The sequence below is a fragment of the Streptomyces sp. NPDC055140 genome (genome assembly GCF_053607285.1).
The window spans coordinates 186,160-203,089 of sequence record NZ_JBSGTG010000015.1 but is presented as its reverse complement, the minus strand read 5'-3'; the positions used below and the strand labels follow the sequence as shown (position 1 = coordinate 203,089).

Sequence of the window (16,930 nt, the reverse complement as noted above, 5' to 3'; positions counted from 1 at the left end):
TCACTTCCCGAAGCCGAAGCCGGACGCGCCCTCGACCTTGGCCCGCAGTCGCTTGCCCTTCTCCGTGGCCTGGTCGTTGAGCTCCTGCTGGAACTCCCGCATGCGGCCGAGGAGTTCCTCGTCGTGGGTGGCGAGGATGCGGGCCGCGAGCAGGCCCGCGTTGCGCGCGCCGCCGACGGAGACGGTGGCGACGGGGACGCCCGCGGGCATCTGCACGATGGACAGCAGGCTGTCCATGCCGTCGAGGTACTTCAGCGGGACCGGGACGCCGATGACGGGCAGCGGGGTCACGGAGGCGAGCATGCCCGGCAGGTGGGCGGCTCCCCCGGCGCCCGCGATGATCGCCTTGAGGCCGCGGCCGTCGGCGCGCTCGCCGTACGCGATCATTTCGCGCGGCATGCGGTGCGCGGAGACGACATCCACCTCGTAGGGGATCTCGAACTCGTCGAGAGCCTGGGCGGCGGCCTCCATGACGGGCCAGTCGGAGTCGGAACCCATGACAATGCCAACGACAGGGGACGTGCTCATTCGGTGATCGTTCCTCTGAGGTAGCCGGCTGCGTGACGGGCGCGCTCCAGCACGTCGTCCAGGTCGTCGCCGTAGGTGTTGACGTGGCCGACCTTGCGTCCGGGCTTCACGTCCTTGCCGTACATGTGGATCTTGAGCTTCGGGTCACGGGCCATGCAGTGCAGATACGCGGAGTACATGTCCGGGTAGTCGCCGCCGAGGACGTTGCACATGACCGTCCAGGGGGCGCGCGGGCGCGGGTCGCCGAGGGGGAGGTCGAGGACGGCGCGGACGTGGTTCGCGAACTGCGAGGTCACGGCCCCGTCCTGGGTCCAGTGGCCGGAGTTGTGCGGGCGCATCGCCAGTTCGTTGACGAGGATGCGGCCGTCGCGGGTCTCGAAGAGCTCCACCGCGAGATGCCCGACGACACCGAGCTCCTTCGCGATGCCGAGGGCCAGCTGTTCGGCGCGCAGGGCGAGATCCTCGTCGAGGCCGGGGGCGGGCGCGATCACCGTGTCGCACACGCCGTCGACCTGCTGGGACTCGACGACGGGGTAGGCCACGGCCTGGCCGTGCGGGGAGCGGACGACATTGGCCGCGAGCTCCCGTACGAAGTCGACCTTCTCCTCCGCGAGGACGGGGACGCCGGCCTTGAAGGGCTCGGCCGCGTCCTCCAGGGACCGTACGAACCACACCCCCTTCCCGTCGTAGCCGCCGCGCACCGTCTTGAGGATCACGGGGAACCCGTCACTGGTGGGATCGCCGTCAGCAGCGCCCTCCGCCGCGAAGGCCGCCACGTCGGCGGGGTCCTTCACCATGCGGTGGCGCGGACAGGGAGCACCGATCTGCGTGAGCTTCGCGCGCATCACACCCTTGTCCTGGGCGTGCACCAGAGCATCGGGTCCTGGGCGAACGGGGATTCCGTCCGCCTCCAGGGCCCGCAGGTGCTCTGTGGGCACGTGCTCGTGATCGAAGGTGATCACGTCACAGCCCCGCGCGAAGTCACGCAGCGTGTCCAGGTCGCGATAGTCGCCTATGACGACATCGCTGACCACCTGCGCCGCGGAATCCTGAGGAGTGTCACTGAGGAGCTTGAACTTGATGCCGAGCGGGATGCCCGCCTCGTGTGTCATACGAGCGAGCTGCCCCCCGCCGACCATGCCGACTACCGGGAACGTCACACCCCCAGAGTATCGGCCGCCCCGCGGTGCCAGGATTACCGGCGTCCCCAGGCGCCCGACCAGCCGCCTGGTTAGCATGACGGGGTCGATATATCGGAATCTACGGGGGCTGGGGCAAGCACGATGAACGGACCTGTCACATGGCGTGCGCGGCTCGACCGGCTCGGCCGCGAGGTCGCCAAGTTCGGTGCCGTGGGCGCGCTCGGAACCCTGGTGAACTTCGGGGTCTCCAACTTTCTGTGGCACACCACGAACCTTCAGGCCGTGCGGGCCAACATCATCGCCACCGTCATCGCCATCGCCTTCAACTACGTGGGGTTCCGCTACTTCACCTACCGTGACCGCGACAAGAGCGGCCGGACGCGGGAGCTCTCGCTCTTCCTGGCGTTCAGCGCGGTCGGCCTGGTGATCGAGAACGGCGTCCTGTACGTGGCGATCTACGGCTTCGGCTGGGACAGCTCGCTCCAGCGCAACCTCTTCAAGGTCATCGGCATCGGCATCGCGACGCTGTTCCGCTTCTGGTCGTACCGCACGTGGGTCTTCAAGACCCTGCCCCACGAGACCGTCACCCGCGCTGGATCGTTCCTGGAGACCCGGGACGGCCGGGACGGGCCGGACGGGCGCGAGGACCGCCGCTCCGACGTGCAGCGCACCCACCGCTGACCAGGCCCGGTCCAGGCACCGGCCAGCCGGCTAGCGGACCGTCTCGGGCCCACCACCGGGCGCCGGCTTCTTCAGCGGCGTACGCGACAGGAACAGCCCGAACACCGGCGGGTTCGTCTGGAGCATCTCCAGGCGGCCGCCGTCCGCCTCGGCCAGGTCCCGTGCGACCGCGAGGCCGATACCCGTCGAGTTGCGGCCGCTGATGGTCCGCTCGAAGATCCGCGCACCCAGATCCCCCGGCACCCCCGGCCCCTCGTCCGTGACCTCGACGACGGCCTGGTTGCCCGTGACGCGGGTGCGCAGCGCGACGGTGCCACCGCCGTGCATGAGCGAGTTCTCGATCAGTGCGGCAAGGACCTGGGCGACGGCGCCCGGCGTGCCCACGGCCTTCAGATGCCGCTTGCCCGAGGAGACGATGGCGCGGCCCGCGCTGCGGTAGGCGGGGCGCCACTCCTCCAGCTGCTGCTTGATGACCTCGTCCAGGTCGAAGGAGACCGCGGACCCGGTACGCGGGTCGCGCGAGTTGGTCAGCAGCCGCTCCACGACGTCCGTGAGGCGCTCGACCTGCGCGAGCGCGATCGTCGCCTCCTCCTTCACCGTGTCCAGGTCGTCGGTGACGGTGATCTCCTCCAGGCGCATGGAGAGCGCCGTGAGGGGCGTACGGAGCTGGTGCGAGGCGTCGGCCGCCAGGCGCCGCTCGGCGGTCAGCATGCGGGCGATCCGCTCGGCGCTGGAGTCGAGGACGTCGGCGACCCGGTCCAGCTCGGTCACCCCGTAGCGGCGGTGGCGGGGGCGGGGGTCGCCCGAGCCGAGGCGCTCCGCGGTGGAGGCGAGGTCGGTGAGCGGGGACGTGAGCCGGTTGGCCTGGCGTACGGCGAGCAGGACCGCGGCGATGACGGCGAGCAGCGCCACCCCGGCGATGATCAGCAGCGTGCGGCCGACCTCGCGGGTGACGGAGGAGCGCGGCTCCTCGACGGTGACCGTCTCGCCCTTCTCGCCCTTGGCGGTGGCCTGGATGACCTCCCCTGCGGGGCGCTCCCCGATCTGGATGGGGGCGTGCCCGGGCAGCTCGATCCTGGCGTACCGGTCGGGGCCGACCTGGTTCCTCAGGATCGCGCCGGTGACCTGTTCGTCACCGAGGAGCCGGCTGTCGACGATGCTGACGAGCCGGACCGCCTCGGAGTCCACCCGCTCCTGGGCGCTGTTGGTGATCGTGCGGGTCTCGACGATGACGAGCGAGACCCCGAAGACAGCGATCACGACGAGCACGACGGCGAGCGTGGAGTTGATCAGACGGCGGCGCATAGCTGTACCAGTACGTCAGCTCTTCTCGAAACGGAAGCCGACGCCGCGCACCGTGGCGATGTAGCGGGGATTGGCGGCGTCGTCGCCGAGCTTCTTGCGCAGCCAGGAGATGTGCATGTCGAGGGTCTTCGTCGAGGACCACCAGGTGGTGTCCCAGACCTCGCGCATCAGCTGGTCGCGGGTGACGACGCGGCCGGCGTCGCGCACCAGGACCCGCAGCAGGTCGAACTCCTTGGCGGTGAGCTGGAGTTCCTCGTCGCCCATCCACGCGCGGTGCGACTCGACGTCGATGCGGACGCCGTGCGTGGCGGGCGGCTGCTGGGGCTCGGCGGCGCCGCGCCGCAGCAGGGCCCGTACGCGGGCGAGCAGTTCGGCGAGGCGGAACGGCTTGGTGACGTAGTCGTCGGCGCCGGCGTCCAGGCCGACGACGGTGTCCACCTCGTCGGCGCGGGCGGTCAGGATGAGGACGGGCACCGTGTGCCCCTCGGCGCGCATCCGCCGGGCGACCTCGAGGCCGTCCATGCCGGGCAGCCCCAGGTCGAGTACGACGAGGTCGATGCTGCCCTGAAGTCCGGCGTCGAGCGCGGTCGGGCCGTCCTCACGCACTTCGACCTCGTAACCCTCCCTGCGCAGGGCACGGGCCAGGGGCTCCGAGATGGACGCGTCGTCCTCGGCGAGCAGTACACGGGTCATGCAGTGATGGTAGTCCGCGCCGGACCGCGGCCGGGGGGCGATCCACCAGGGCCGCGACCTGGCCGGGCGGGCCTGCGGCTGTGGGATGAGATCCTGGGGAATGCCTTCGAATCCGCGCGCACGGTTCCGTCAAGACCTGTGATCCATGTCTCAAGTCCTTCCATATGCCGCACTGTCGTGTCGTATGGTGACTGAACGCCTGATGCACTAAAGAACGACCTTTGGAGCGCACCGCGCGCCGAAGGTCTCTTTCATGTGCGAGCTGGTTACCAACCAGCATGAAGGAATGACCTGTGGGCCGGACCCCGACGCTATGACGCGTACGGGGTGTGGATCCCGGGACAGCCGTACCTGGTCTCCGTATGCGTCTTCGCACGCGGAGGCGCTCCCCTGTGGGCGTGGGGAGGAGGACGGCAGGTCCCGGTGCCGGCCACCCCCCACTGGCCGCCCGGTCACCCACGACCCGCGACCCGTACCAGCAAGGATCTTCCATGGCGACCAGCCTGACGAAGGAATCCACCGGGGCACCCTCCGGCGGCAAGACCTTCTTCGGCCACCCTCGCGGTCTGGCCACTCTGTTCATGACCGAGATGTGGGAGCGTTTCTCCTACTACGGCATGCGCGCCCTGCTTCCGCTGTACCTGGTGGCCCCCGAGGGGCTCGGCCTCGACGCGGCCACCGCGATCGCCATCTACTCCGTCTACGTCTCGACGGTGTACCTGCTCGCCATGCCCGGTGGCTGGTTCGGCGACCGCGTGTGGGGTCCGCGCAAGACGACCGCGATCGCCGGTGTGGTGATCATGCTCGGTCACCTGCTGCTGGCCGTCCCGTCGAACGGCGTCTTCTACGTCGGTCTGCTCTTCGTGGCCGTCGGTTCGGGTCTGCTGAAGTCCAACATCTCGACGATGGTGGGCCACCTCTACAACGGCCCCGACGACCCGCGTCGTGACGGCGGCTTCACCGTCTTCTACATGGGCATCAACCTCGGTGCGTTCGCCGCGCCGCTGGTCATCGGCACCGTCGGCCAGAACGTGAACTGGCACATCGGCTTCGCGCTCGCCGCGGTCGGCATGGCGATCGGCCTCGCCCAGTTCCTGCTGGGCACCCGCCACCTGTCGGAGAAGTCGTCGGTCGTCCCGAAGCCGCTGGACGCCGCCGAGCGTGCCGCCACGCTGAAGAAGTCGATGATCTGGCTGCTCATCGCGGTCGTCTTCTACGGCATCGTCGTGGGCACCGGCACCTACACCCTGAACTGGGTGATGGTCCCGCTCATGCTGATCGGCCTGATCGTCCCGATCATGGTCCTCGGCCGCATCAAGCGCGACAAGGAACTGACGAGCGCCGAGCAGTCGAAGGTCTCCGGCTACATCTGGTTCTTCGTCGCCGCCGCCGTCTTCTGGATGATCTACGACCAGGGTGGCTCGACCCTGTCGATCTTCGCCGACAGTCACGCCAACACGAGCGTCTTCGGCTGGGACTTCCCGGTCTCCTGGTTCCAGTCCGTGAACCCGGTGATCATCATGGCGCTGGCCCCGGTCGCCGCCATGATCTGGCTGGCGCTGGCCCGCAAGGGCAAGGAGCCGAGCACGGTCACCAAGTTCTCGCTGGGTCTGGCCCTCGTCGGTATCTCCTTCTTCGTCTTCCTGCTGCCGCTGACGGCCGCGGGCGACGGCAAGGTCAGCCCCTGGTGGCTCGTCCTGATCTACTTCGTCCAGACGGTCGGCGAGCTGACGCTCTCCCCGGTCGGCCTCTCGGTGACCACCAAGATGGCCCCGGCGAAGTACGGCTCCCAGATGATGGGTGTCTGGTTCCTCGCGGTGACGGCGGGCGACGCGGTGACGGGTCTGCTCTCCACCTACGGCGCCGACCTCAACGGCTCGGGCGTCGTGGCCCTGGAGGCCGCACTCGCGGTGATCGCGGGTGGCGCGGTGTTCATGTACCGCAAGAAGGTCAAGGAGCTCATGGGCGACGTCCGCTAGTCGCTCCGCCCGGCCTGCACATGTGTGAAGGGCCGCCGCACCGGATCCGGTGCGGCGGCCCTTCGGCGTTACGGGGTGTCCCCGGTCAGCGCAGCCGGGCCCGCCGCTTCGGCAGGAACGTGAAGACCGCTCCGCCCAGCAGGATCACCGTGCCCGCGACCAGGCCGAGGGCGCGCAGGACGCCGTCGTTCGAGGAGCCTGTCTCCGCGAGGCCGCCGGACGTGTCCGCGCCGCCCGCCGAGCCGCCGGCCGACCCCGAGCCGCCGGCCGCGCCGCCCGGCTGGGCCGCCGTGTCGATCTCCAGGGAGACCTCCGACTTCGACGGGGTGCACGTCGTCGTCGTGCCGAGGGCGTTCACCGTGAGGACGCCGGGTGACAGGGTCGACTTGCCGTCGGCGCCCGGCTTGTAGGTGCCCGTGAGGTCGGGGATGTTGATGGGCTCACCGGACTTGATGGGCTCCGCGTTCGTCGGGCCCTCCACATGGACGGTGCCCTTGTCGGCGCCGCCCAGCTTCACCTCCATCGACGGCTTGACCGAGTCCTTCGGGATGTCGGCCGGGCTGTCCATGACGGACTTCTTGAACTGGACCGTGAGGCCGTAATTCCCGCCGTCCTTCTTCGCGTTGATCTGCACCGGCGACGTGGCGTCCTTGTTGCCGATGGGCGTCTTGCACTTGTAGGGGACTTGGACTTCCTTGCCGGTGAAGTCGCTCTTCCCGCCGCCGCTGCCACCGGTGTCGCTGCCGCCCGCGGCGGAGGAGCCGCCGGTGGTCCCGCCGCCGCTGGTGCCGCCCGTGGGAAGCCCGGTCGGCAGACCCGTCGGGAGCCCGGTGGGCACGCCCGTCGGAAGGCCGGTGGGCAGCCCGCCCGTGGTGGCGCCGCCCGCGTCGGTGACCTTGATGGTCGCTCCGGGCTTCACGGTCTCCTCGGGCGAGCACTTGGTGTCCGTCGAGATCGGCTTGCTGACGTTGATGTTGTACTTGTCCGGGGTCAGCGTCACCTCGCCGGGCGCCGTCAGCTTGATCTTGCCCTTCATGTCGGAGAGCACCATGGGGCTGTTCTTCTTGATCGGCGGGTTGCTGCGCGGGCCCTCCACCGCCAGATCCGCGGTCTGCGCGCCGCCCACCTTCACCGTGCCGGTCGGCTGGACGGTGTCCTTCTCCAGGTCGATGACGCCGGGGTTGTCCGAGGCGGCCTGTGTCGTCTTCCAGACGACCTCCACCTCGTCCCCCACCTTCGCCTCCGCGGGCGCCGTGATCTCCACCTTCGTCGTGCCGTGCACGGGGTCCATACCGGAGATCGCGGGCGGGATGCACTCGGTCTTGTACGCGACCTCGGCGGCCTGTGCCGGTGCGGCGGCGAGCAGGAGGCCCGCACCGCCCAGCATCAGGGCGACGCCGGCCGCGCTCACTCTCCGTTGGGTGCTCACGTGTTTCCCTTCGTTGTCGGGCTGTTGTCTGACGGTGCGGAGAGCTGACCGGCCGGTGCGCCCGGATCGGTGTCCGGGGTGAACCAGGGCAGGGCCGTAGTGGTGTGGGTGCCGGTTCCCGTGGTGTCGCGCGGCGGGCTCGCGACGCGCCGGGAGGACTCGGACAGGCGCAGCTTCGGTACGCGCGCGGGCAGTTCGGGAAAGCGCAGCGCGCCCCGGTGCCGGCCCGCGCCGCCGGACCGCCGAGGGCGTACGCGGTCGACGACGGCCATCCCGATCCGGAACACGGCGGCCGGTAGGACGACGCAGAGCAGGATCCAGAAGAGCGTCACGCCCCAGGGGCGGCCCACGCCCCACGGCTGCTCGGCGAGGACCTTGCCGCCGAACTTGAGGGAGACGAGGTAGTTGCCGTGCGCCCCCGAGGTGAGCTCGACGGGCAGCTTGATCTGCGCCTTCCTGCCGGGGGCGATCGTGCCGCGCCACTGCTGGTCCTCCCACTGCGGGGCGAACACGCCGTGGGAGGTGCCGACCTGGAAGACCGGGTCCTTGAGGGGGGCCGAGCCGACGTTGCCGACGGTGAAGACGAAGGTGCGCGACGCCGGCGCGCCGAACCAGGTCAGGACGCCGCTCGAACCGTCGAGCCGGGTGTCGGTGAGGACGGACAGCTTGCCGCCGCCGTCCGACTGCGCGGGGAGTGCCTGGACCGGATGGCCCGCGACCTTGAACACCACGTCCGCCTGCGCCTTGTCGCCGGTGACGGTCGCCACGTGGACGACGCACGGACAGGGCACGGGCGGCTCGGCGACCGGGAGCTTCTTGCTGAAGGTGCCCTTGTCCCCGGTCGTGACGGCGCGGCCGTCGGCGTTGGCGCAGGAGTTCGTGCCGCCGATGACTCCCCGGCCGGGTTCGGACTGGCCGCAGATCAGCATCATGAGCAGCGTCTTGGGACGCCAGCCCGAGCCGCCGACGGTGATCGAACCGCCCGTGCCCGCCTGGGACTTGGAGAGGGTGACGGCCGGCCCCTCGGCGGCGGAGGCGGCCTGCAGCGGCAGGGCGGCGAGGCCGAGCGCGGTGACGAGGACGAGCGCTGCCGCCCACAGCCGGGGCCCGCAGCGGTGGCGGCGGTTCATGACCAACTCCCTTGGATCTCTTGGCTCCCGTGGTTCCCGCTGTTCGCGCCGTTGCCGCCATTGCCGCCGTTCGCATGCCGCCGTCGGCGTACGAACCAGAAGGCCGCGCCCCCGGCGACCAGGATCACGGCACACGTTCCGGCGACCGCCGCCCACGGCACGAACCGCTTCGTCGCCGTCGCCTCGTCGTGCGCTCCGCCCCCGGCCGTGACCGTGAGCCGCACCCGGACCGAGTCGAGGGCGGGGACGTTCTTCCAGGGCTCGCTGAGGGTGACGCGGCGGCCCGGCAGCAGCTCGACCGGCAGGGTGCGCGGGCGCCGGTCGAGCGCCCGGCCGAGTACGCCGTCGGCGCGCACGGCGAGCCTCGGGGTCAGGACGGTGTTGCCGCGGTTGACGAGGTCGTACGAGATCCGGCCGCCGGCGACCCGGACCCGCTCGACGGTGAGCGCCGAGAGGGTGGGGCCGCTGACCCGCAGATGGACGCTGACCCCGGAGTCCCGCCCGTTCGCGCTCGCCACGACGGCGCCCGGGTGGTCGCCGGGTGTGGCGTCGGCCGGGACGGTGACGGTGAAGGGCACCTCGGCGCGGGTGCGCGCCGGGATCCTCACCTCGCGCCGGGCGAAGGTGATCCAGGCGCCCGTGTCGGTCGACCTCGTGCGCAGGGAGAGGGCGCCGGTGCCGGTGTTGTCGGCGTCGGCGCCACGCAGCCGTACGGTCAGGGCGCGGCCGCCGGGGTTGGTGACGGCCACCTTGTCCTGGAGCACGGCGCCGGGCACCCCCTCCGCGTAGAAGTAGGGGCGCCCGTCCTGCGCGGGCCTGGTGCCGCCGCCGGCCGACGGCGAGACGGACCAGGCGGGCGCCGTGCCGGCCGCGGCCGCCGGGACCCCCGCCCCCGATGTCAGCAGGACGGCGGCCCCGCACAGCGCGCGCAGGCGGGCGCGGGCCCGGGGACTGGACGGCATCGGCGGCTCCAGGTCGTCACGTACGGATGTCGGACGGGCACGGCCGCCGAGGTCAGCGCGCCGCCTGGTTGCGCCGCGTCAGCCACAGCACGCCCGCGGCGCCCGCGAGCAGCACCGTGCCGCCGAGGGTGCCGAGCGCGATCGCGGAGTCCTCGGGTCCCGTCTGCGGCAGTTCGCCGCCGGACGGGTTGCTCTGCGATCCGCCCGAGGATCCGCCCGAAGTGCCGCCGCCTCCGGCCGACTTGACGTCCAGGGTCAGTGACGGCTTCGGGCTGTTCGCGGGTGTGCACGTGGTCGTGGTGCCGAGCGCCTTGATGGTGAGGACACCCGCCGTGAAGGTGACCTTGCCGCTCTTCGCGGGGGTGTAGGTGCCCGACAGGTCGCTGATCTTGATGGGGGTGTTGGCGGGGACCGCCTCGGCGTTCGGCGGCCCGGACACCGGCAGAGAACCGGTCTCCGCGCCGCCCAGTTTGATGACGGCGCTGGGCTTCATGGCGCCCTTGCCGAGCTCGACCGGGCTGGACGAGACGCCCTTCTGGAAGGACATGGTGATCTTGTAGCCGCTGCCGCTCTTCACGCCCTTGATGTCGATCGGGGAGACCGCTCCCTTGTTCCCGATCGGCGTCTTGCACTGGTAGTTGACGTCCTGCACATCGGCCTGGGCTGCGGGGGCGGCCATCAGCACCCCGGAGCCGGCCAGGGCCGCGGCCAGCGCGAGCGCTGCCGTTCGCTTCTGGTACGTCCGGTACGACACCTCGAGTTCCCCTCATGCCGGGAGTTCCTGAGTGGCACGCGCCAAGTTACTGACGGCACATCAGATTGGGCGCTCAAGGTACGCCGGGGACCTTGTCGAGGGAAGACATAAGTGTGCGCCGGATCCGATGGGATCCGGCGCGTGCGAAGAGACGTGCGAACCCGGGGTAACCCCAGGCCCCCCAAGGGCTCCCGTCAGGCGGGCGCCCCGACTTCGGCCCACACGGTCTTGCCGGGGACGCCCGCGGTCCTGACGACCCCCCAGTCCACGCACAGGCGCTGCACGATGAACATCCCGTGCCCTCCGGGGCGGCCTGCGCGGTGCGGGGTCCGGGGCGCGGGCTGCCCGGACCCCCGGTCGGAGACCTCGATGCGCAGCACCTTGCTGTCGCAGGAGATGCGCAGCTCCTCGGGGCCCTCGGCGTGCAGACAGGCGTTGGTGACCAGCTCGGAGACGACGAGCAGGACGTCCTCGGCGGCGGCTCTCCGGTCGGCGGTGTCCGCCGGCATCCAGCCCCACGCGTGCAACGCCTCGCGGGTGAAGTCACGAGCCAGGGGGACGATGCCGGCCGCCCCGGCGAGGCTGAGCCTGCGGCTCTGGTGCCCGGCTGCCCGCCCGACGTCGACGGGGGGCAGACCTGGCGTGCCACCGGTTTCGCCGGCGGCTTCCGGCTCCGGGCCGCGGTCGCCCGGCGAGTAAGGCCGGGTGGTGCCCATCAGCACTTCACCTCACCGAGACTCTTGACGTGTGATGTGTGGAAAAGATCCGCCGTGGCGGCGTGGTCCGGCGTCGGACCCAGCATGTCTCCTGCCCGACCGATCCGTGAGAACACCCACTTGTTCGGCATGGCTGGTGTGACGCTGGTAACGCCTCGATCACGTAGAGACAACTGACGCGTAACTTCCGTGCTTCACCTGCGTACGCGTCCTGTCAGTCCTCGAGAGCCGCGCTCAGCGACTCATGGACGGTGAAGACGGCTTCCGCGCCGGTGATCTCGAAGACCCGGGCCACCACGGGCAGCATCCCGGCCAGATGGACTCCGCCGCCGGCGGCCTCCGCCTTGAGGCGGGCGCCGAGCAGCACATTGAGCCCGGTCGAATCGCAGAACTCAAGCCGTGAGCAGTCGATCACCAGCCGTGAGAATCCGGCGGTGAGACAGCTCTCCAGGGGTTCTCGCAATAGATCGGCGGTGTGGTGATCCAGCTCACCCACCGGAGTCACGACGGCGCTGGCGCCCTCTTCCCGCACCTCGACCAGAAGCCGGCCCCGATGCGCGCTGCCGACTGTCCCGCGGTCCATGACGTCTCTCTCTTCCGAGTCTGCTCGACCGTCGTGGCTGTTCATTGACGCCCTCGAACACTACGCCTTCAGTATGCCCTCCGGTACCCGAACAACCCCTAGGAATCGGACATTTACGCACAGAACGCACTTGCGGGCGGAGCGTAAAAGCGGGTAGGCCTAGTAAGGACAGCTATCGACCACGGCCGGCTTTGGAGGCGCCGCACACCGCAGTGCACGAATTGGCACCGGCAGCCATATGCCGAGAACGATGGAGGACATCATGTCACCCCGGCTCGACGAATCGCGTACTGACCAGGCGTCGACGTCGACACCCCCACCGGAACACGAGACCTTCGACAACCTGGCCGGCCTGCCGGAGATCCCGCCTTTCGACGAGGTGGGCCCCGTGGATGCCCGGGCCCTGTCCAAAACGCTCTTCGAGCGGCTGGAGTCCCTCGAAGAGGGCACCCACGAGTATTCGTATGTCCGCAACACGCTGGTTGAACTCAATCTCGCCCTGGTGAAGTTCGCGGCGTCCCGGTTCCGCTCCCGCAGCGAGCCGATGGAGGACATCATCCAGGTCGGCACGATCGGCCTGATCAAGGCGATCGACCGCTTCGAGCTGAGCCGCGGCGTCGAGTTCCCCACGTTCGCGATGCCGACCATCGTCGGCGAGATCAAGCGCTTCTTCCGTGACACGTCCTGGTCGGTTCGCGTTCCGCGGCGGCTCCAGGAGCTTCGTCTCGACCTTGCCAAGGCGGGCGACGAACTCGCCCAGCAGTTCGACCGCGCACCGACGGTGGGCGAGCTCGCCGAGCGCCTGGGCATCACGAACGACGAGGTCGTCGAGGGCATGGCCGCCTCCAACGCCTACACGGCCAGCTCCCTGGACGCACAGCCCGAGGAGGACGACTCCGAGGGCGCGCTCGCGGACCGCATCGGGTACGAGGACCACGGGCTCGAGGGCATCGAGTACGTCGAGTCCCTGAAGCCCCTGATCGCCGAACTCCCGTCCCGGGACCGGAAGATCCTCTCCCTGCGCTTCGTCGCCAACATGACGCAGTCGGAGATCGGTGAGGAGCTGGGCATCTCCCAGATGCACGTGTCCCGGCTGCTGTCGCGCACGCTGGTACGCCTGCGCAAGGGCCTCACGCTCGAGGAATAGCCGTCACGCCGGAGCCATGACCTCCATCGCCTCCGCGCATGCAGCGCGGAGGCGACGTGTGTGCGGCTCAGGCGGCGCGTGCTCCGCGCCGCCAGACCGCCGACACCAGCGGCACGCCCGGCCGGTACGCCAGGTGCACATGGCTCGGCGCGTCGAGCAGGGCCAGGTCCGCGTACACGCCCGGCGCCACGCGGCCGATGTCGTCGCGGCGCAGCGCCCGCGCGCCGCCCGCCGTCGCCGACCAGATCGCCTCGTCCGGGGTCATCCCCATGTCCCGTACGGCCAGGGCGATGCAGAACGGCACCGAGGACGTGAAGGACGAGCCCGGGTTGCAGTCCGTGGACAGCGCCACGGTCGCTCCCGCGTCCAGGAGGCGGCGGGCGTCGGGCCACTCGGCGCGCGTGGAGAACTCGGCGCCGGGCAGCAGCGTGGCGACCGTCCCGCTGTTGGCGAGGGCGTCGACGTCCGCGTCCGTGAGGTGCGTGCAGTGGTCGGCGCTCGCCGCGTCGAGTTCGACGGCGAGCTGGACCCCGGGCCCGTGGCCGAGCTGGTTCGCGTGGACGCGGGGGTGCAGGCCGCGGGCCTTGCCGGCCGTGAGGATCGCGCGGGCCTGGTCGCCGTCGAAGGCGCCCTTCTCGCAGAAGACGTCGACCCAGCGGGCGTGCGGGGCGCAGGCGTCCAGCATCTCGCCGGTGACGAGCGCGACGTAGGCGGCCGGGTCGTCCGCGTAGTCCGGCGACACGATGTGCGCGCCGAGGTAGGTGACCTCGTCGGTGTGCCGCGCAGCGATGCGCAGCGCCCTCTCCTCGTCCTCGGTGGTCAGCCCGTAGCCCGACTTCGTCTCGAACGTCGTCGTGCCCTGGCGCAGCGCCTCTGCGAGGTAGTGGGTGAGGTTCGCCTCCAGCTCCGCGTCCGTGGCGGCGCGGGTGGCCGCGACCGTCGTACGGATGCCTCCGGCGGAGTAACTGCGGCCCGACATGCGGGCGTTAAACTCCTGGGTGCGGTCGCCCGCGAACACCAGGTGGGAGTGCGAGTCGACGAATCCGGGGATGACGGCGCGGCCCTCGGCGTCGTGGGTGGCGTCGGCGTCGGGGGCCTTCGCCTGCGGCCCCACCCAGACGATCCGGTCGCCCTCGACGACCACCGCCGCGTTCTCGATGAGCCCGAGCGGGCTGTCGCCGTGGGCCGGGTCGTTGGTGACCAGGGAGCCGATGTTGGTGATGACGGTGGTGGTCATGGTTCCTCTCCGTGGGTGGGAAATCCTCGAACGCCGGAGGGCTGTTGTGTCAGCCCGTCCGGCGTTCGAGGACATTCGGGAAGAGGCGGGCTGGGGAGGGGAGACAGCCTTACGCCCGCAGCGCCCCGATCGCCGCGGCCAGCGCCCCGGGGACGTCTCCGACCAGCTCGTGCCGGCCGTCACGGACGATGTGGCGGCCGCCCACGACCGTGTGCCGCACGTCCGCGGCCGACGCCGCGAACACCGCCGTCTCCGCCCCGAGGCGCGGCACCGGGCCCGCCGTCCGTACGGAGTCCAGCGCGACGGTCGTGAGGTCGGCGAGCGCCCCGCGTTCGATCCGTCCCGCGTCGTCCCAGCCGAGCGCCGCGTGACCGTCGGCCGTGGCGGCGCGCAGCAGCGCCGCCGCCGTCCAATGGCCCCGCGTCCGCGTGCGCAGCCGCTCGTTCAGCTCCATCGCCCGCGCCTCTTCGAAGAGGTCGATGACGGCGTGGCTGTCCGAGCCCAGGGAGAGCGGTGAGCCCTCCTTCTGGAGGGCGACGGCGGGGCCGATGCCGTCCGCCAGGTCGCGTTCCGTGGTGGGGCACATGCACGTGCCCGTCCCGGAACCGCCCAGCAGGGCGATGTCCTCGTCGGTGAGGTGCGTGTTGTGGACGCCCGTGGTGTTCGGGCCGAGCACGCCATGGTCCGCGAGGAGCCGGGTCGGCGTGCAGTCGTGCGCGGCCAGGCACGCCTCGTTCTCCGCGGCCTGCTCGGAGAGGTGGACGTGCAGGGGCGCGCCGCGCGTCCCCGCCCACTCGGCGACCGTGTCGAGCTGGTCCGCGGGGACGGCCCGCACGGAGTGGATCGCCGCGCCGATGCGCACGTGGTCGCGGTCCTTGAGGAGCGTGGCCCGCTCCGCCCACGCCTCGGTGGTGCCGTCGGAGAAGCGCCGCTGGTGGCGGTCGGGCTCCTTGCCGAAGCCCGACGAGACGTACGCGGTGTCGAGGAGCGTGATGCGGATGCCGGCCTCGGCCGCCGCCGCGATCAGGGCCTCGCCCATCGCGTTGGGGTCGTCGTACGGGGTGCCGTCCGGCGCGTGGTGCAGATAGTGGAACTCGCCGACGGTGGTGATCCCGGCGAGCGCCATCTCCCCGTACACCGCCCTGGCCAGCGCGTGATACGTGTCCGGGGTCAGCCGGTCCGCGACCGAGTACATGACCTCGCGCCACGTCCAGAACGTGCCCGAGCCCACCTGGACGGTGGAGCGCAGGGCGCGGTGGAAAGCGTGGCTGTGGGCGTTGGCCAGGCCGGGGACGGTCAGGCCGCGCAGAACGGTCGCGTCGGGGGGCGGGGTGCCGACGCCGGTGCGCACGTCCGCGATGCGGCCGTCCCGCGACACCTCGACGACCACGCCCGGCTCGACCTCCGGGTCGAGCCAGGCATGCTCCAGCCAGTACGTCACCTGCACGCCAAGCCCTCCAATACGTCGGCGAGTGCGCTCACCCCGGCGAGGCAGTCGTCCTCCGCGGCGTGTTCGGCCGGGGAGTGCGAGACGCCCGTGGGGTTGCGCACGAACAGCATGGCGGTCGGCACGGAGTCCGCGAGGATTCCGGCGTCGTGTCCCGCACCGGTGCCGAGCACCGGGACGGTGAGTTGCTCGTCGGTGCCGAGGATGCGGCCGAGCTCGTCGCGCAGCGCGTGGTCGAACTCGACGACCGGCGTGAACGACTCGCGCACGGTCTCCAGGTCGATGCCGTGCGCGTCGGCGTACTCGCGGGCCGCCTTCTCGACGGCCGTGACGACCGTGTCGAGGGTCTGCTGGTCGGGGGCGCGGGAGTCGAGCCAGCCGCGGACCAGGGACGGGATGGCGTTGACGCCGTTCGGCTCGACGGAGATCTTGCCGAACGTGGCGACGGCGCCCGCGAGTTCCGCCTCGCGGCGGGCGGCGAGGACGGTCTGCGCGTACGACAGCATCGGGTCGCGGCGGTCCACGAGACGCGTGGTGCCCGCGTGGTTGGCCTCGCCGCGGAAGTCGAAGCGCCAGCGGCCGTGCGGCCAGATCGCGCTCGCGATGCCCACGGCGTCGCCGGACAGGTCCAGGGCGCGGCCCTGCTCCACGTGCAGCTCGACGAACGCGCCGATGCGCGCGAGCCGCTCGGGGTCGGGGCCGATCGCCTCCGGGTCGTAGCCCGCCCGCTCCATGGCCTGCGGGAGGCTGACGCCGTCGCCGTCCCGCAGCTGCGCCGCATGCTCCGGGGTGAGCCGGCCCGCGGTGAGGCGGGAGCCGACGCAGGCCAGGCCGAACCGGGCGCCCTCCTCGTCACCGAAGTTGGTGAGGGCGAGGGGGCGGGTGAACTCCACTCCCCTGCGCCTCAGTTCATCGAGGGCGGCGAAGGACGACACGACCCCGAGGGGCCCGTCGAACGCGCCGCCGTCCGGTACGGAGTCCAGGTGGGAGCCCGTGACGACGGCGTCCCCTGCGGAGGCGTCGCCGAGCCAGGCCCACTGGTTGCCGTTGCGGTCGAGTTCGTAGGTCAGGCCACGGGACTCGGCCTGGTCCTTGAACCAGGCCCGGCAGTCGGTGTCGGCGGCGGTCCAGGCGTAGCGGCGGTAGCCGCCGCTCTCGTTGTGGCGGCCGATGGGCGCGAGGTCGCGCCACATCTCG

Annotated in this window: 16 protein-coding genes; 3 read left to right on the top strand and 13 right to left on the bottom strand. The window is 71.0% G+C overall.

From position 1 onward, the window contains the following. Together purE and ACWFR4_RS27105 are read right to left on the bottom strand one after the other, a co-directional pair. Window positions 1–528: a 5-(carboxyamino)imidazole ribonucleotide mutase gene (purE, locus tag ACWFR4_RS27110; RefSeq protein ID WP_453654978.1), complete on the bottom strand. Its 528-nt coding sequence runs from the start codon at window positions 526–528 to the stop codon at window positions 1–3. Next, entirely contained in the window at window positions 525–1,688 is a 1,164-nt protein-coding gene (locus tag ACWFR4_RS27105) for a 5-(carboxyamino)imidazole ribonucleotide synthase (protein WP_453465372.1), read from the bottom strand. Before ACWFR4_RS27105 ends, purE begins: the two co-directional genes overlap by 4 nt. Before the next feature lie 123 nt (window positions 1,689–1,811). On the opposite strand from ACWFR4_RS27105, the gene ACWFR4_RS27100 reads away from it, so the two are divergent. Continuing rightward, window positions 1,812–2,351 (top strand): GtrA family protein, encoded by a 540-nt coding sequence (locus tag ACWFR4_RS27100; protein ID WP_453465370.1) that lies wholly within the window; start codon window positions 1,812–1,814, stop codon window positions 2,349–2,351. Between the two features lie 30 nt (window positions 2,352–2,381). On the opposite strand, the gene ACWFR4_RS27095 is transcribed toward ACWFR4_RS27100, so the two are convergent. Next, a complete protein-coding gene (locus ACWFR4_RS27095) occupies window positions 2,382–3,656 on the bottom strand; it encodes an ATP-binding protein (protein ID WP_453465368.1) in 1,275 nt (424 codons plus the stop codon). A 15-nt stretch (window positions 3,657–3,671) separates the two neighbouring features. Beyond that, a complete protein-coding gene (locus ACWFR4_RS27090; RefSeq protein ID WP_100597941.1) occupies window positions 3,672–4,349 on the bottom strand; it encodes a response regulator transcription factor in 678 nt (225 codons plus the stop codon). Between the two features lie 491 nt (window positions 4,350–4,840). On the opposite strand from ACWFR4_RS27090, the gene ACWFR4_RS27085 reads away from it, so the two are divergent. Further along, entirely contained in the window at window positions 4,841–6,328 is a 1,488-nt protein-coding gene (locus ACWFR4_RS27085; protein WP_453465366.1) for a peptide MFS transporter, read from the top strand. Window positions 6,329–6,413: 85 nt separating this feature from the next. On the opposite strand, the gene ACWFR4_RS27080 is transcribed toward ACWFR4_RS27085, so the two are convergent. The 6 genes from ACWFR4_RS27080 to ACWFR4_RS27055 all read right to left on the bottom strand — a co-directional run bounded on the left by ACWFR4_RS27080 (window position 6,414) and on the right by ACWFR4_RS27055 (window position 11,902). Then, window positions 6,414–7,715: a hypothetical protein gene (locus ACWFR4_RS27080; RefSeq protein WP_453468509.1), complete on the bottom strand. Its 1,302-nt coding sequence runs from the start codon at window positions 7,713–7,715 to the stop codon at window positions 6,414–6,416. A 38-nt stretch (window positions 7,716–7,753) separates the two neighbouring features. Then, window positions 7,754–8,887, bottom strand: coding sequence for a hypothetical protein (locus tag ACWFR4_RS27075; RefSeq protein ID WP_453654976.1), 1,134 nt, complete (start codon window positions 8,885–8,887; stop codon window positions 7,754–7,756). Then, complete coding sequence (locus tag ACWFR4_RS27070; protein WP_453654974.1) at window positions 8,884–9,849, bottom strand: COG1470 family protein; 966 nt, start codon at window positions 9,847–9,849, stop codon at window positions 8,884–8,886. The genes ACWFR4_RS27075 and ACWFR4_RS27070 overlap by 4 nt, the downstream gene beginning before the upstream one ends. Before the next feature lie 52 nt (window positions 9,850–9,901). Continuing rightward, a complete protein-coding gene (locus ACWFR4_RS27065) occupies window positions 9,902–10,603 on the bottom strand; it encodes an LPXTG cell wall anchor domain-containing protein (RefSeq protein ID WP_453654972.1) in 702 nt (233 codons plus the stop codon). A gap of 194 nt (window positions 10,604–10,797) precedes the next feature. Then, complete coding sequence (locus ACWFR4_RS27060) at window positions 10,798–11,319, bottom strand: ATP-binding protein (protein WP_453468504.1); 522 nt, start codon at window positions 11,317–11,319, stop codon at window positions 10,798–10,800. 214 nt (window positions 11,320–11,533) lie between these two features. Next, complete coding sequence (locus ACWFR4_RS27055) at window positions 11,534–11,902, bottom strand: STAS domain-containing protein (RefSeq protein WP_453468503.1); 369 nt, start codon at window positions 11,900–11,902, stop codon at window positions 11,534–11,536. Window positions 11,903–12,164: 262 nt separating this feature from the next. Here ACWFR4_RS27055 and ACWFR4_RS27050 point away from each other — a divergent pair, with 262 nt between their 5' ends. Then, window positions 12,165–13,049 carry an RNA polymerase sigma factor SigF gene (locus tag ACWFR4_RS27050; protein WP_453468508.1) on the top strand — a complete coding sequence of 295 codons (885 nt, stop codon included), beginning with the start codon at window positions 12,165–12,167 and terminating at the stop codon, window positions 13,047–13,049. Between the two features lie 67 nt (window positions 13,050–13,116). Here ACWFR4_RS27050 and hutI read toward each other — a convergent pair whose 3' ends face one another. The 3 genes from hutI to ACWFR4_RS27035 all read right to left on the bottom strand — a co-directional run bounded on the left by hutI (window position 13,117) and on the right by ACWFR4_RS27035 (window position 16,926). After that, window positions 13,117–14,286, bottom strand: a complete 1,170-nt coding sequence (hutI, locus tag ACWFR4_RS27045) for an imidazolonepropionase (protein ID WP_453654970.1) — start codon at window positions 14,284–14,286, stop codon at window positions 13,117–13,119. A 109-nt stretch (window positions 14,287–14,395) separates the two neighbouring features. Further along, complete coding sequence (locus tag ACWFR4_RS27040) at window positions 14,396–15,733, bottom strand: formimidoylglutamate deiminase (protein ID WP_453654968.1); 1,338 nt, start codon at window positions 15,731–15,733, stop codon at window positions 14,396–14,398. Beyond that, the gene (locus ACWFR4_RS27035; RefSeq protein WP_453655014.1) at window positions 15,724–16,926 is read right to left on the bottom strand and encodes an allantoate amidohydrolase; all 1,203 of its coding nucleotides are present in this window, start codon (window positions 16,924–16,926) and stop codon (window positions 15,724–15,726) included. The genes ACWFR4_RS27040 and ACWFR4_RS27035 overlap by 10 nt, the downstream gene beginning before the upstream one ends. Window positions 16,927–16,930: the final 4 nt, after the last annotated feature.

Coding starts and splice junctions, on each gene's coding strand:
- ACWFR4_RS27055 (WP_453468503.1), bottom strand. CDS start 11,902: ATGGACCGCGGGACAGTCGGCAGCGCGCATCGGGGCCGGCTTCTGGTC.
- ACWFR4_RS27095 (WP_453465368.1), bottom strand. CDS start 3,656: ATGCGCCGCCGTCTGATCAACTCCACGCTCGCCGTCGTGCTCGTCGTG.
- ACWFR4_RS27060 (WP_453468504.1), bottom strand. CDS start 11,319: ATGGGCACCACCCGGCCTTACTCGCCGGGCGACCGCGGCCCGGAGCCG.
- ACWFR4_RS27085 (WP_453465366.1), top strand. CDS start 4,841: ATGGCGACCAGCCTGACGAAGGAATCCACCGGGGCACCCTCCGGCGGC.
- ACWFR4_RS27090 (WP_100597941.1), bottom strand. CDS start 4,349: ATGACCCGTGTACTGCTCGCCGAGGACGACGCGTCCATCTCGGAGCCC.
- hutI (WP_453654970.1), bottom strand. CDS start 14,286: ATGACCACCACCGTCATCACCAACATCGGCTCCCTGGTCACCAACGAC.
- purE (WP_453654978.1), bottom strand. CDS start 528: ATGAGCACGTCCCCTGTCGTTGGCATTGTCATGGGTTCCGACTCCGAC.
- ACWFR4_RS27080 (WP_453468509.1), bottom strand. CDS start 7,715: ATGCTGGGCGGTGCGGGCCTCCTGCTCGCCGCCGCACCGGCACAGGCC.
- ACWFR4_RS27075 (WP_453654976.1), bottom strand. CDS start 8,887: ATGAACCGCCGCCACCGCTGCGGGCCCCGGCTGTGGGCGGCAGCGCTC.
- ACWFR4_RS27070 (WP_453654974.1), bottom strand. CDS start 9,849: ATGCCGTCCAGTCCCCGGGCCCGCGCCCGCCTGCGCGCGCTGTGCGGG.
- ACWFR4_RS27050 (WP_453468508.1), top strand. CDS start 12,165: ATGTCACCCCGGCTCGACGAATCGCGTACTGACCAGGCGTCGACGTCG.
- ACWFR4_RS27035 (WP_453655014.1), bottom strand. CDS start 16,926: ATGTGGCGCGACCTCGCGCCCATCGGCCGCCACAACGAGAGCGGCGGC.
- ACWFR4_RS27100 (WP_453465370.1), top strand. CDS start 1,812: ATGAACGGACCTGTCACATGGCGTGCGCGGCTCGACCGGCTCGGCCGC.